The sequence below is a fragment of the Dolichospermum flos-aquae CCAP 1403/13F genome (assembly GCF_012516395.1).
Lineage (GTDB): Bacteria > Cyanobacteriota > Cyanobacteriia > Cyanobacteriales > Nostocaceae > Dolichospermum > Dolichospermum lemmermannii.
Genome location: NZ_CP051206.1, coordinates 1,244,020 through 1,257,397 on the forward strand (window position 1 = coordinate 1,244,020; position 13,378 = coordinate 1,257,397).

The following is a 13,378-nucleotide window of genomic DNA, read 5'->3' on the forward strand; positions in this document are numbered from 1 at the left end:
AAAAAAGTTGATTTCAGAGCTTGAAATTCTCAACTATTTTTTGTACAATTTTTTTAGATAAAATCTGCTTGGGCTTTTTTTGATAGAAAACTTATATATTCTATTTTTTGTCTCATGCAAAATTACAAGCATTAGGACTTGCCTTTAGCAATCAACAATTGCTTAACTGTTTCTAGGGGAATACCCCAGCTATATTGACCTATTTGTTCTCGCTGTGCGTCCGTTGGGTAAGAACCATCTTCAAAAACATAAGGATCACCCCAAATTGGGTTAGCATGAAGTCCATTAATTCCCACTAATTCCCCAGCGCGATTCAATAGGGGTCCGCCACTCATCCCTTTTTCTACATCATTGGTAGAGCCAATTCGGTATCCTCCCTCTAGGGCTTTATCTAGCAGCAGTTGAATTTTACCGGGTTTAATCACAAACCCCCCAGATTTGCTTTTGCTATTTTTGAGGGGAAAACCTGCGGACATTACCCAAGCTCCAATGGCAGCTTGTTGATTTGATTTGGTAGCAATCCTGTATTCTGAGTCAGCTACAAATTCTAATAAGGCTAAATCTAAACCATTTCCCCTCAGTTGTTTTTTCCGCACCACAGAGTTAGCACGGTGAATTTTTCCGTCGGGAGTTTGAATAGAATAGGGAGCTTCACCGGCTTGTAAAACGTGATTATTGGTAATTACTCCATAGGTTGAGGTTAATTTATCTTGATAAAATAGTACACCAGAACCTAATGAGCGATCGCGCTTTTCTCTAGGACTACTCAGAATTTTAACCGTAATTAAACGGGCTTCTTGTTCAAGTTGAATTTGTTCCTGTCCAGTCCACAAATTAACCATTGAAAAAGGGGGTTTTGGAACTGACGACACTGGAGTTGCCAAAGGCAAAACAAAACCAGCTAGTGCAAAAACAGTGACCATTCCTATCCGCCAACTCATGATTTTCCCCCCATCATCTCAAATTTACCAGATCGGCTCACTTTTACCCTTGATCACCTGATCAATGTCAACGCTGGCAGTGCCATCACGGTTGATTGTTGGTTTAATGTGTCCTTCTTGGTCACCACTGAGGTAAACAGCCTCCCCACCTGCGGCAACACGGGTATTCAATAGTTGTTCGAGAACTTGCTTAGGGTCACGATCCTTTGTCATGGTCAGTAAAACATTTTTCTTATCGCAAGCTCCCTGATTAGTTCCTAAACCACAGATAACATATTGACCGTTAACTGTTCCCGTTTTCAGGATTTTCAGTTCACCTTTATTTTGCAGTTTCTGGAAACGATCTGATACCTCTTGACAACGTTTTTGAGGTGTCCATGTACCACTAATCTGACTTGTGTTTGTCCACACAATTAAGGCTACACTACCTCTGGTTGGGTGACGAACCACGGTTACTGGATAGTTATCACTCAAACCACAGGTAAATTGGCGGCTTTGAGCTTGGCTGGGTTGATTACTAGCTAAAGTGACACTCAAGGCTAAAGCCAGGCCAGTTAAGGGTGCTGATAGGTTATTTTTCATAACTAAAGCCATAAGAAATCAGGTTATTAAGAGGGTTACAAAAAGCTGATTATTTGAGTCAATCCTATGTTAATATAACTAGTGTCTAAATGTCAATTGAGAAGGTATATTACCCCGCTGGATCTCAGAGGATATTTGAAAAGTTTTTAATGTATAAATAGGCTTGCTGATAGCGTAGCGTGGCGTTAGCCATACTTCTAGCCCCTTTTCAAACACCCTCTCATAGACCAATAGGCTCTATATGAAAAGACCTCATCATGGTTTGTTCTACATCCTTGAGAAAGGGATCATAGAGTTTTTCTTCTGCTCGGTAAGTCAGAATATAAACTTTTGAATCACTAATAGTCCAAACTTCCATGGACTTAAACCTGAAGTTATGAATTTGATCTTGACCTGTATACACTATTTGATATCCCTCTCGATCATCTAGTTTTTTCGATTGTTGTTCGAGAATTTGGACGTTTCTAACGGATTTTTTAATTTGTTCGATAGCAACCTGATTATACTCTGATAAAGTCTGAGATTTTTGTATATCTTCGATACGGATAAATAGCCCTACTTCGAGATTCAGACTAGAAGTATTAGGGAATATTTTGGCAATAGTTCCCCCGGTTAACGGACTATATTCTTGTTTTTCAGCCTTCCAGTCTTGAGGATATTTGATCTCAATTCCAAATTGTTTATCTGTAAATAGTTTACCAGGAATAGTTTTAATACTTCCTTGGGAGTTTTGAATTTGATCGCTATACAAAGTTATGAAAACCCCAGCAGCGGTCAAAATAATTGCTGTTATCAATAAAACTTTAATAAATTGAGGTTGGGGAGGAGGGATAATTATTGTCTTATCACCATTATTTGTACGCGGACTCAATCCCGGTGGTTTATCATCAGGTTTATTCAGAGCTTCCATTACTTCCCTTGCTGACTGGAATCTATAATAAGGATCTTCTTGGAGCATACGCCTTAGTATCTTACCCAAATGTTCACTAATATAGGGATATTTTTGCCAATTCCAAAGATTATTAACGTCACGGGAATCGTCTGGAAATTCACCTGTTAATAATTGCACACAAGAAGCAGCTAAAGCATATAAATCACTGGAATAATCAACTTTTTCCTTTTTGATTTGTTCTGGGGGAGCATAGGAAATAGTTCCAAATACTATAGATTTTTCTGTGGTGGAAATATCACCTTTAATTACTTGTTTAACTGCTCCAAAGTCAATTAAATAGAATTTGTCATCTTCTGCATTGGAGCGCACAATATTACTAGGTTTAATATCCCGGTGAATAACATTGTGATTATGGATAAAGTCCAAACCAGGTAAAATATTATTTAATAGAGTCAAAACTTTTGCTTCTGAAAAACGTCCTTGTTGTTCCAGTTCTTTACTTAGATCTTCACCTTCGATATATTGTTGAACTAAATAATTAAACTCTTGTGGAGTATTTAATTGCGGGTCAGTTACAGTTAAGGAAAAATAATCATATAAGGAGGGAATATTACCACTTTTATCCCCTAAATCTTCTAGAACCTGAGCCTCTCTTTCAAAGGCTTTTTTGATCCCTGCAACAATTTCAGGAGAATGATGACTCTCAATTCGTAATCGCTTAACAACACAACGACGTTGATTAAGTGTATTTAGGTCAATAGCGAGAAAAGTATCCCCAAAACTCCCTCCTCCTAAAGGTCTTAGAAGTTGGTATCTTCCTTTGTTTCCAGCTAAAATCGGGAGTTGTCCTTGAATCTCTCTCATTTTCTTTCCCCTGGGTTGCTGCACTCTTGATCTAACACCTCAAGAATTATAATAGCGGTAATTGTGAACACTTTTCTAGTTTAGTAATCAAATTACCGATTTAATAATTTTATCTCCTATTCCCACTAGGGATCAAAATCCCATGTCGAGGACTAAACAACAAAGCCAACGTAAACAAACCCGAAACAACTAACACAATCGCCGGACCAGAAGGTAAATTATAAAAGTAACTGAGATACATTCCACTAATACTAGAAATTACCCCAATTACCGCCCCTAAAATCATCACTTCATGTAAACGTTTCACCAATAAATAAGCAGTTGCACCAGGAGTAATTAAAAGTGATAATACTAAAATTACGCCCACAGCTTTCATACTGGCAACAATTGTTAAAGCAATTAACAACATTAAACCAAAGTTTAAACGATTAACTGGTAAACCCGCAGCTTGTGCGCCCAAAGGATCAAAGGTGTAAAATAACAGTTCTTTATATAATAGAAAAACTACTATTAAAACAATAGCTGCAATAATAGCTGTATCTCGTACTTCGTCCCCGGTTACGCCTAAAATGTTACCAAAAAGAAAGTGATTCAAATCAATTTTATTATCTTTTTGAATGACTGTAATTAAGGTGACACCAAGGGCAAAAAAGGCGGAAAAAACTATGCCCATAGCGGCATCTTCTTTGATGGGAGATCGGGTTTTAATAACAGCTATAGCCATCGTACTCAAAACACCAGCAATAAACGCCCCTACGAAGATATTAGCACCGATCATAAAGGCGATCGCCAGCCCTGGTAAGACTGAATGGCTAATAGCATCTCCCAGTAATGCGAGGCGTTGTACCATTAAATAACTACCGACAATGGCACACAATAAGCCTACTAATATGGCGATGATTAAGGAACGCTGCATGAAGCCATATTGCAACGGTTCTATTAGTGCTTGAAGCATAGATGAAAATGAACCACGAAGGAGCGATAGCGAAGCGTCTCGTTAGAGATAGTAAGCGAAGGAAGAGAGGAAGAAAATACCAATTTTATGTGATGCTGCACAGAATTATAAAACACGACGATTCAGTTAAGCCTAAAAATCTTTTTTAAAACGAACCACAGAGGCACAGAGGACACAGAGATAAGAGAAGAACAAATTCTTAACTGAACTGTATTGAATTATAAAATCAATTAATTCATCCGCGTTTATCTGCGTTCAATTATTCTTGATTTTTTATTCTATGCACCTTCATTTTAATTTGGTATTAGCCGTTATTATGCTGCGTCGGAAAAGTACATAACTTTGCCACTATAAGCTCGATATAAGTTTTCTTCTGTTAAGACTTGTTGGCGTGAACCTGTGGCGATCAATTCGCAATTTAGTAAGATTAAATCATCAAAATGGGTGATTGATTCACCTAAATCATGATTAACTACTAGGACGATTTTATTGTTTTTTGCTAGTTCTTGAAAAACTTCAAAAATGATAGTTTGGGTTTTTTGATCTATCCCTACAAATGGTTCATCAAAACAGAAAATTTCTGCTTCTTGAGTTAACGCCCTGGCTAAAAATACCCGTTGTTGTTGTCCTCCTGAAAGTTCACCAATGGGACGATTTTTTAATTCTCCTATTCCGACTCGTTCTAATGCTTGTTTGGCGATTTGGCGGCTAACTGTGGAAAAACTCCGTAACCATCCTGTTTTTTTGACACGCCCCATCATGACGACATCCCACACGGTCGCGGGGTAATTCCAGTCAATTTGGCTACGTTGTGGTACATAAGCAACTTTTTCTAGTTGCTGCATTACAGGCTTATTTGCGTATAAAACTTGACCGCTACTCATGGGAACTAATCCCAAAAGGGCTTTCATTAATGTACTTTTACCAGCCCCATTTGGTCCAAAAATGCCTGTGATTCTTCCTGGCTTAATTGTGCAATTAACGTCTCTCAATGCTTCTTGTGTGCGGTAATGTACGCCTACATTAGTGATGTTAATTGCTGTTGAGGAATTCATGTCAATGGATTTAATAACTTGTGTCAGTATATCTACTTGATTTTTGGGAGATAAACTAAATTTTTGGTAAAAAGAAACGTTTTGCATAACCCTAGTTAAAATACTTATTTTTTGAGTTTACTATAAAAATGAGAGAAATATGAAAATATCTATAATTAGAAGTAATCACTGAGATAAATGAAACTAATGCTGAATATAATGTATGGCTTATTACTGAAACCCCTCTCCAAACCTCTCCCCTGTGAGGAGAGAGGCTTTTATTCTTACTCCCCTTCCCTGCGAGGGAAGGGGTTGGGGGTTAGGTTCTCTTTACTTAATCCCCTTTGTCTAGGAATTTTCTTATCTTTGGCTTTAATGGGTTGTACTCCCAACTCCCAACCCCAGGGAAATACTCAGCCACAGGTTATAGCAACGAGTACCATTATTGCTGATTTAGCTGAAGAAATTGGCGGAGAAGAAGTACAAATTACGGGAATTCTCAAACCAGGTGCGGACCCTCATGTTTACGAACCTGTACCCGCAGATAGTCGGGTTTTGGAAAAAGCTAACTTGATTTTGTATAACGGTTACAATTTAGAACCGGGACTTATTAAGTTAATGAATGCGACTGGAGGGAAAGCGAAAAAAATAGCTGTGGGAGAAGTTGTTAAATCTTTAAAATTAGATAAAGGTAAAGGGCAAATTGTCCCAGATCCTCATGTTTGGGGCAGTGCAGAAAATGTTATATCTATGGTAAAAGCGATTCGAGATAGTTTAATTGAATTGTCACCAGAAGATCAAGAAAAATTTACCCAAAATGCCGAAAAGCTAACTGATGAATTACAACAATTACATCTTTGGATCATTCAAGAAATTCAAACTATTCCCGCAGATCAAAGGAAACTCATCACTACCCATGATGCTTTTCAATATTACGGAAATGCTTATAAAATAGCGATCGCTGGAACTTTAATTGGCATTAGTACGGAGGAACAACCAAGCGCCCAAACTGTAAAAAAGTTAGTTGAATCAGTTAAAAAAATAGGTGTTCCTGCTATTTTTGCCGAAACGACAATTAACCCAGCTTTAATTAAAACAGTAGCCGAAGAAGCCGGAGTAAAATTAGCACCAACTCCACTTTTTTCTGATTCTATTGGGGCAAAGGGTAGTAATGGTGATACTTATATAAAAATGATGGCAGCAAATACCCGCGCTATTGTTGAAGCATTGGGAGGAAAATATACGCCATTTCCATTAAAGAGTCAAAAATAAGGATTAGATCCCCGACTTCTGAGAGAAGTCGGGGATCTGATTGATTAATTAACAAACTTGTTTACGAGTTGCTTCTGTGTCTATGGGTTTAATCAGAAATAGCTTGAACATATACCAAAAAATCATTAGAGTTAAGGGAATTTTTTGGATGAATTTTGCAATTGCCCAATCATTGATTTGATTGAGATCAATTATTTTCTGATTATAGACAGCACATTGTTCCAAATACCAGAAAAAGTAAGGGTGATTGGTATTTAAAATAATTGGAAATGCTTTAGCTGCGGTTTTGTTAGTTTCTTCAACTACTTGAGTATTGTATTGACGAGGATGAATCCCTAATATTTCATAGAAATTCCCTCTTTCAAATACTGTCATAGTGTGGGTAGCAAACACAGTTATCAAGAAAAACCGCACCCATAAGCGAGATCTCCAATTATTCCATAATTGGGGTTGAGAACGTAACAAAGCTTTGAAAAAATCACCATGTCTATTCTCATCTTGACACCAGCTTTCAAACTTCCGAAATAGGGGATAAAACTGGTATTCGGGATTTTTTTCCATGTGACGAAATACTAAAATATAACGCCAATAACCTATTTTTTCTGATAGGTAAACTGTGTAAATAACCCACTCTATTGGGAAAAATGTATAGGTACGATTTTTAGTGAGATAACTCAAGTCAAGAGAAAGGTTAAAATCTGCCATTGACTTATTCAGAAATCCCGCATGACGGGCTTCATCTCGCGCTAAATAAGCAAATGCTTCTGATAGTAAAGCGTTACTGTCTTTAAGACGACGAGATAATTCTTTAAACAGTAAAAACCCGGAAAATTCTGAAGTACAAGAACGTTCTAAAAAGTCGATGAAAGCAAGTCGTTTTTCACCAACAATGTGATCCCAACCTTGCTTAAATTCATCATCGCGCACAAAGTGATGACGGTTATAATCAGCCTTGAGTTCGTCAATTACAGACCTTAATTCCGTTTCATACCCAGAAATATCCATTTTTGCCACTGTGTCAAAATCAGTGGTATAAAAACGGGGTGTTAATAATGTTTCTTGAACTGGTGCTTTTACACCTGATTTCGATAAATCAAGTGGGGGTTTATCGAACGATTTAACCATAAGTAGTCCCTTTACCATTGTCTGCCTTAAAATTATATAAGCATAAATATTTGTTATTAGTCATCAGTTAAATCATTGAAACTAATTCTTACAAAAATACTGAATTATCTTTAATTCTCCCATAGTTTAAATACCTATTTACTAAACAAATGTATTTATGAAACCATAAATAAATATGAATACTCTTATAGTTATACAAAGAATAATAGTTAAATGATTTCAGGAGCAGTAAAACTAGCCGAAATCTGCATCGGTAGTAATTTGTGCTGGAGAAATTATTCTCAAAACCCTATTCCCATAGAATAGCAATTTTTCTGTGATGATAACGACGGTGAACTGATAAACAAGTCGTTGAAATTTGCAAACCCTGACACGTAAAGAAGAAGGAACTAAGAATGAGTAATGATTTGGCAATGAAACTGCGTGTAGGAACTCAACAAGCACATACAGATTCAGAAAATCTGGGTTTCATGAAATGTTTTGTCAAAGGAGTTGTAGATAGAGATTGTTTTATTCAGTTGTTGAGGAATTTCTATTTTGTTTACAGTGAACTAGAAACAGCAATTGAGAAACATAAACAGCATCCTGTCATTAATTTGATTTATTTTCCCGAACTAAATCGCCAATCTTCCCTAGAACAAGATATGTTATTTTACTATGGGAATCAATGGCAGAAACGCATCACCCCTTCACCCGCTGCTCAAGCTTATATTGCGCGTATTCAACAAATTTCTACTCATGAACCTGCACTATTGTTAGCTCATTCCTATACTCGTTATTTGGGTGATCTTTCTGGTGGGCAAATGCTACAAAAAATTGCTCAATCAGCCTTAAAACTGTCTGGACATGAAGGAACATCATTTTACAACTTTCAGCAAATTCCAGACAAGCAGGCTTTCAAAGGAAAGTATCGTCAAGCATTAGATAAACTATCTATTGACGATAAAACCACTGACAAAATTGTGGCAGAAGCTAACCATGCTTTCAAGCTAAATATGCAGATACTTAAAGAGTTGGAAAGTATTTTAATCCAAGCCCTGGGTAGAGCTACTTACAACGAATTAACTTGAGTCTCTGCATCATTTACAAAAATATAATTCATCACCCAATTAATTTTGACAATGATGAATTATATAAAAATCCTAAACAAGATGCAAACATCTATTTATTCTCTTCCTCTGTGTTCTCTGTGCCTCTGTGGTTCGTTAAAAATAATACTAACCACAAACGAATAGGATAAAAATATTCTATTTGCTAATAGCTAAATCCTCAATTACAACATTAAATTGGGAAAATTAATTGTGATTATTCCCAACTAGTAAGGGCGAAGAATTCGGATTGAGAATTAATGGTTTTAGCGATAGTTTATCGGCCGAATGCTTCGCCCCTACAAGGACATATACCCACATTTATTGGAGGCTGTAATGGTTTTTCTATTACCTGGTGTTAAGTTTGATTTTGATCTAATTCAAAAGTATGATACTCGCGCTCCTCGATATACGAGTTATCCCCCAGCAACGGAATTAAGTGAAAATTTCACTGCAAGAGATTTCCAATCTGCAATTACCGCTTCCAATCAAAGACAAACACCTCTATCCCTATATTTCCATATTCCTTTTTGCCAAAGCGCTTGTTATTTCTGCGGTTGCAATACCGTGATTACCAATAACAAGAAAATGGCTATTCCATATCTAGAACATTTGGAACAGGAAATCAAAAATACCTCAGATTTAATTGACAAAGATAGAAAAGTCCTTCAGATTCATTGGGGTGGAGGTACACCGAATTATTTAGAACTTGATCAAGTAGAATTTCTATGGAAAAATATTACCCGTAATTTCCAAATTGCTTCAGATGCAGAAGTATCCATTGAAATTAATCCCCGCTATGTGACTAGAGACTATATCTTATTTTTGCGAGATATTGGCTTTAATCGCATTAGTTTTGGGATTCAAGATTTTAACCCAGAAGTACAAACAGCGGTGAATCGGATTCAACCAGAAGCACTACTTTTTGATGTGATGAGTTGGATTAAGGAGGCTAAATTTGATAGTGTCAATGTAGATTTAATTTATGGTCTACCTTATCAAACTCTTGACACTTTTCGGGAAACATTACACAAGACAATGGCATTGGATGCTGATAGAATTGTCGTGTTTAATTTTGCCTATGTTCCTTGGATTAAACCTGTACAAAAAATGATTCCCCAAGCCGCATTACCGGGAGCAGAAGAAAAGTTAGATATTCTCAAAATGACGATTGAGGAATTAACTAATAATGAGTATCTGTTTATTGGGATGGATCATTTTGCTAAAAATAACAATGAATTAGCGATCGCTCAACGTCATGGTACACTAAAACGTAATTTCCAAGGTTATACTACCCACGCGGAAACGGAATTGTTTGGTTTCGGTGCCACATCTATTAGTATGTTAGAAGATGCCTATGCTCAAAACCACAAGGAATTAAAGGATTATTACAAAGCAGTTGCAGCAGGTGTAATTCCTACCAGTAAAGGCATTAAACTCACTCAAGATGACATTATTAGACGGGATGTAATTATGTCAATAATGTCTCACTTTCAGTTAAATAAGTCAGAGATTGAGCAGAAATATCATATCAATTTTGATAAATATTTTGGCTATGAACTCAAAGAATTAGCACCACTACAAGCGGATGGATTAGTAAATGTATTAGCAGACGAAATCCATATTACTGATATTGGTAGATTGCTAGTTAGAAATATTGCAGTTGTTTTCGATACTCATACAAGAACTAGAGAGACAAAATTCTCTCGTTCTATTTAATGAGCATTGGTATGCAGGGCAAACGCACCTAAATTCTGTAATCCATGCCCAGCAAGGGTTTCAACCTTTAGTTACAAAAATTAACAATCGTCAAAACCTTTGTCCAGTAAGCATTCTAAAAATAAGATGCGCTTGCCCTGCATTGGTATGTAGTGATGATTTATGAACAGAACAAAACTACATACCTTTTGATTTATACAGTTTATGTCATTAGGTAGAAATAAATAATATTAAGCTTTGATAAATTTGACATAACCTAAGTCAATTTTTTGAGGCAATCAATGAATATTATTACTTGGATAATTTTGGGACTATTAGCTGGTGTAATTGCCAAATCAATCTATCCTGGTTATCAAGGTGGGGGGATGATATCCACCATGATCTTAGGTATTGTTGGTGCTTTTATCGGTGGTACTTTATTTACTCTTCTCCGCACAGGGACTTTACAACTAACATCGGCATCTTTAAGTATTCCTGGGGTAATAGTGGCAGTTCTTGGGGCAATTATTGCCATTTATTTGTGGGGATTATTCCAAAGAGGCAGCAGGGCATAACTTACTAATAGTTAGCTATTGATATAGCATTATTAAAGTCATTTTCATTAATTTACGTAGGTTGGGTTGACGCAAGGAAACCCAACATTGTTACATTATCAAAACTTTGGTTGGGTTGCGATGCAGCTTAACCCAACCTACATTTTAAATTGTTTCTGGGTCAATATTTAGTTCTCGCAACTTTGCTGCTAAACGTTCTGCGGTTTCTTCAGGGGTAAAAACTAGCTTTCCTTCTGGTGTAAAATACCGTAATAAACCCTCATAAATTCCCAAATATAAACCTAGCTGACGACTCCATAAATGTCCTTGTAGTTATTTGTTGATTATAACATTAATTTTTATCATCAGGATTTAGAGGATTTAAAGATTAACAAGATATTCTATTTATTCATCCTGAACATCCTCAAATCCTGGACATCCTGATTCTGACAATTTCCAAAATTTCCTAACCATCAAAAATCATTCATCCTGAAAATCCTCAAATCCTGGATATCCTGATTCTGACAATTTCATTTTTCTACAGACTTCGCTATTACCCCTAATTGTAAACCTAGAGGAAAACTCCCTTCTTCCTTGATGCGTTTAATTTCCGCAGCAGTAATTGGCAAATTTAACCTTTGTGCTAATGCTTGGACAATATCCCCTCTATCAATGACACCAGCAACAGCATCCGCAGGAGAAAGAACAGTAATCTGAGGTAATTGTTCAGTTTCTAATTTCTTAATTACCTCTGCTAAAGAAGTAGATTCAATAACAGTAGGAATTGTATTTAGGGGATGAACAATACTTTGTAAAGTTTGGGTTTCCCATTCACTTCTTCGGGTAGTTCGCAAATCATTAATATTAACCAAACCGCGATAACGACCATCAGCAGCCGCAAAATAAACTTCTGGTGTAGTAGTTTCTAAAAGATAAGAATCAGCGAATTCTCGCAATGTTTGATTAGCATCAACTACCCGAAAATTACGAGTCATACCATCAGATACTACTAACTTTAGTAAAGTTTCTTGTAATGTAGTTACCCGGTCATAACTGTTAGCATTACGAACCGCAAACCAACCGATCAAAACAATCCATAAACCCGTGATAAATTCTCTGGTGAAGAAATCAATGGCAAATCCCAAAGCGATCGCACCATAACCTAAAATTTGTCCGGCTTTTGCTGCCCAGTGTACAGCTTTAAAGCGATCGCCTGTAATTTTCCACAAAGCCGCTTTTAACACCTGTCCCCCGTCCAAAGGTAAACCAGGAATTAAATTAAATAAAGCCACAACTAAGTTAATTCTTGATAAATCTCCCATCATTTCATGCAAAGGATTACTATCAGGAATAACACTCGCACCCAGACGCAGTAAGAAAAATAGGATAACACTTACCGCCGGACCAGCGATCGCTACTTGAAAAGCTTTACCAGGAGTTTTTGATTCCTCCTCGATGGCCGCAACTCCCCCAAACAAAAACAAAGTAATAGAATTCACCTTAATTCCTTGGGACTGTGCCACCAAGCTATGTCCCAACTCATGCAGTAGCACCGAAGCAAATAACAACAGTGCCATAATCAAACCAGCACTCCAACCCGCGACAGTCCCCCATTGTTGGTAAGCAAATCCAAAATTCAGGGTAGTTAACCCCAAAATTACAAACCATAAGGGGTCTAAAAATAAAGGAATACCAAATAAAGAACCTATTTGCCAATTAGTTTGCATAACATCAATTTATCTAGTTTTTCAATACCTTCAACAAAATCCTCAACCCCATTAATATCCTAACGATTTTATTGGTTTTGGGATCTATATTTGCACAGAATCATAAAATCCATTAGACCTCTGGTGAAAATGAATGTAGAGACGTTCTATAGAACGTCTCTACAAGGGTTTCAAACCACGCACATTTAATTACCGGAGATGTCTATTAATTCATCCGTCTTTATCTGCGTTTATCTGCGTTTATCTGCGGTCAATTATTCTGAGAATTTAATTCCTCAAAAACCAAAAATTGTGAAATAATTATTCAATCTTAAATAAAACAGACGAGTCAATATTTTCTAAGCTAAAAAAAGCTGAACAACTTCTAATTACTGCTATAGAATTACCAAATATTTGCGTCCAAAATCTTAATATAATAAAATACAAAGGTGTTTGCTGCGGTTCTTTTTCAGCTAGTCCTTAATTATGAGACAGATCAGTAAATCTAAAAAAAATGCTAATTGCTACCAATAGGATCAATAAAAATTTAACTGGAAAACATTTACTATTCAATTTTGATTTAAACTTAATTATGTCAACCAGCAAAGTGGTTAGGACATTAGCGGTAAGTAATTTAATTTTTACCTACCGCTGAATTTTTACTCTC

General features: G+C 36.5%; 11 protein-coding genes and 1 pseudogene. 4 read left to right on the forward strand and 8 right to left on the reverse strand.

The genetic code is table 11. The features are described from left to right. Nucleotides 1-131 precede the first annotated feature (131 nt). The 5 genes from HGD76_RS06215 to HGD76_RS06235 form a co-directional block, all read right to left on the reverse strand. Nucleotides 132-941, reverse strand: a complete 810-nt coding sequence (locus tag HGD76_RS06215; RefSeq protein WP_168695269.1) for a S1 family peptidase — start codon at nt 939-941, stop codon at nt 132-134. A gap of 24 nt (nt 942-965) precedes the next feature. After that, entirely contained in the window at nt 966-1,535 is a 570-nt protein-coding gene (locus tag HGD76_RS06220) for a COP23 domain-containing protein (protein ID WP_233467075.1), read from the reverse strand. 208 nt (nt 1,536-1,743) lie between these two features. Then, entirely contained in the window at nt 1,744-3,279 is a 1,536-nt protein-coding gene (locus HGD76_RS06225) for a serine/threonine-protein kinase (protein ID WP_168695270.1), read from the reverse strand. A gap of 109 nt (nt 3,280-3,388) precedes the next feature. Continuing rightward, entirely contained in the window at nt 3,389-4,234 is an 846-nt protein-coding gene (locus tag HGD76_RS06230; protein ID WP_168634311.1) for a metal ABC transporter permease, read from the reverse strand. A gap of 314 nt (nt 4,235-4,548) precedes the next feature. Continuing rightward, nucleotides 4,549-5,376, reverse strand: coding sequence for a metal ABC transporter ATP-binding protein (locus tag HGD76_RS06235; protein WP_168695271.1), 828 nt, complete (start codon nt 5,374-5,376; stop codon nt 4,549-4,551). Between the two features lie 267 nt (nt 5,377-5,643). Between HGD76_RS06235 and HGD76_RS06240 the strand changes: the two genes are divergently transcribed. Further along, entirely contained in the window at nt 5,644-6,540 is an 897-nt protein-coding gene (locus tag HGD76_RS06240; protein ID WP_233467220.1) for a metal ABC transporter substrate-binding protein, read from the forward strand. 48 nt (nt 6,541-6,588) lie between these two features. Here the strand turns inward: HGD76_RS06240 and acsF are convergent, their stop codons facing one another. Then, the gene (acsF, locus tag HGD76_RS06245) at nt 6,589-7,665 is read right to left on the reverse strand and encodes a magnesium-protoporphyrin IX monomethyl ester (oxidative) cyclase (RefSeq protein WP_168695272.1); all 1,077 of its coding nucleotides are present in this window, start codon (nt 7,663-7,665) and stop codon (nt 6,589-6,591) included. A 395-nt stretch (nt 7,666-8,060) separates the two neighbouring features. Between acsF and HGD76_RS06250 the strand changes: the two genes are divergently transcribed. The 3 genes from HGD76_RS06250 to HGD76_RS06260 all read left to right on the forward strand — a co-directional run bounded on the left by HGD76_RS06250 (nt 8,061) and on the right by HGD76_RS06260 (nt 11,026). Continuing rightward, nucleotides 8,061-8,735, forward strand: a complete 675-nt coding sequence (locus HGD76_RS06250; protein WP_015079144.1) for a biliverdin-producing heme oxygenase — start codon at nt 8,061-8,063, stop codon at nt 8,733-8,735. A gap of 354 nt (nt 8,736-9,089) precedes the next feature. Further along, nucleotides 9,090-10,472, forward strand: a complete 1,383-nt coding sequence (gene hemN / locus HGD76_RS06255; protein ID WP_148762932.1) for an oxygen-independent coproporphyrinogen III oxidase — start codon at nt 9,090-9,092, stop codon at nt 10,470-10,472. 281 nt (nt 10,473-10,753) lie between these two features. Further along, nucleotides 10,754-11,026 carry a GlsB/YeaQ/YmgE family stress response membrane protein gene (locus HGD76_RS06260; protein WP_148762930.1) on the forward strand — a complete coding sequence of 91 codons (273 nt, stop codon included), beginning with the start codon at nt 10,754-10,756 and terminating at the stop codon, nt 11,024-11,026. A gap of 144 nt (nt 11,027-11,170) precedes the next feature. Here HGD76_RS06260 and HGD76_RS06265 read toward each other — a convergent pair. Together HGD76_RS06265 and HGD76_RS06270 are read right to left on the reverse strand one after the other, a co-directional pair. Beyond that, nucleotides 11,171-11,335: pseudogene (locus HGD76_RS06265) on the reverse strand (Uma2 family endonuclease); the annotation flags it as partial. A 200-nt stretch (nt 11,336-11,535) separates the two neighbouring features. Beyond that, entirely contained in the window at nt 11,536-12,732 is a 1,197-nt protein-coding gene (locus HGD76_RS06270; protein WP_168695273.1) for a site-2 protease family protein, read from the reverse strand. Nucleotides 12,733-13,378 lie beyond the last annotated feature (646 nt).

What these genes read in the sequence shown, in the direction of transcription:
- hemN (WP_148762932.1), top strand. Translation starts at nt 9,090, where the DNA reads ATGGTTTTTCTATTACCTGGTGTTAAGTTTGATTTTGATCTAATTCAA.
- HGD76_RS06240 (WP_233467220.1), top strand. Translation starts at nt 5,644, where the DNA reads ATGGGTTGTACTCCCAACTCCCAACCCCAGGGAAATACTCAGCCACAG.
- acsF (WP_168695272.1), bottom strand. Translation starts at nt 7,665, where the DNA reads ATGGTTAAATCGTTCGATAAACCCCCACTTGATTTATCGAAATCAGGT.
- HGD76_RS06270 (WP_168695273.1), bottom strand. Translation starts at nt 12,732, where the DNA reads ATGCAAACTAATTGGCAAATAGGTTCTTTATTTGGTATTCCTTTATTT.
- HGD76_RS06225 (WP_168695270.1), bottom strand. Translation starts at nt 3,279, where the DNA reads ATGAGAGAGATTCAAGGACAACTCCCGATTTTAGCTGGAAACAAAGGA.
- HGD76_RS06235 (WP_168695271.1), bottom strand. Translation starts at nt 5,376, where the DNA reads ATGCAAAACGTTTCTTTTTACCAAAAATTTAGTTTATCTCCCAAAAAT.
- HGD76_RS06250 (WP_015079144.1), top strand. Translation starts at nt 8,061, where the DNA reads ATGAGTAATGATTTGGCAATGAAACTGCGTGTAGGAACTCAACAAGCA.
- HGD76_RS06260 (WP_148762930.1), top strand. Translation starts at nt 10,754, where the DNA reads ATGAATATTATTACTTGGATAATTTTGGGACTATTAGCTGGTGTAATT.
- HGD76_RS06230 (WP_168634311.1), bottom strand. Translation starts at nt 4,234, where the DNA reads ATGCTTCAAGCACTAATAGAACCGTTGCAATATGGCTTCATGCAGCGT.
- HGD76_RS06220 (WP_233467075.1), bottom strand. Translation starts at nt 1,535, where the DNA reads ATGGCTTTAGTTATGAAAAATAACCTATCAGCACCCTTAACTGGCCTG.
- HGD76_RS06215 (WP_168695269.1), bottom strand. Translation starts at nt 941, where the DNA reads ATGAGTTGGCGGATAGGAATGGTCACTGTTTTTGCACTAGCTGGTTTT.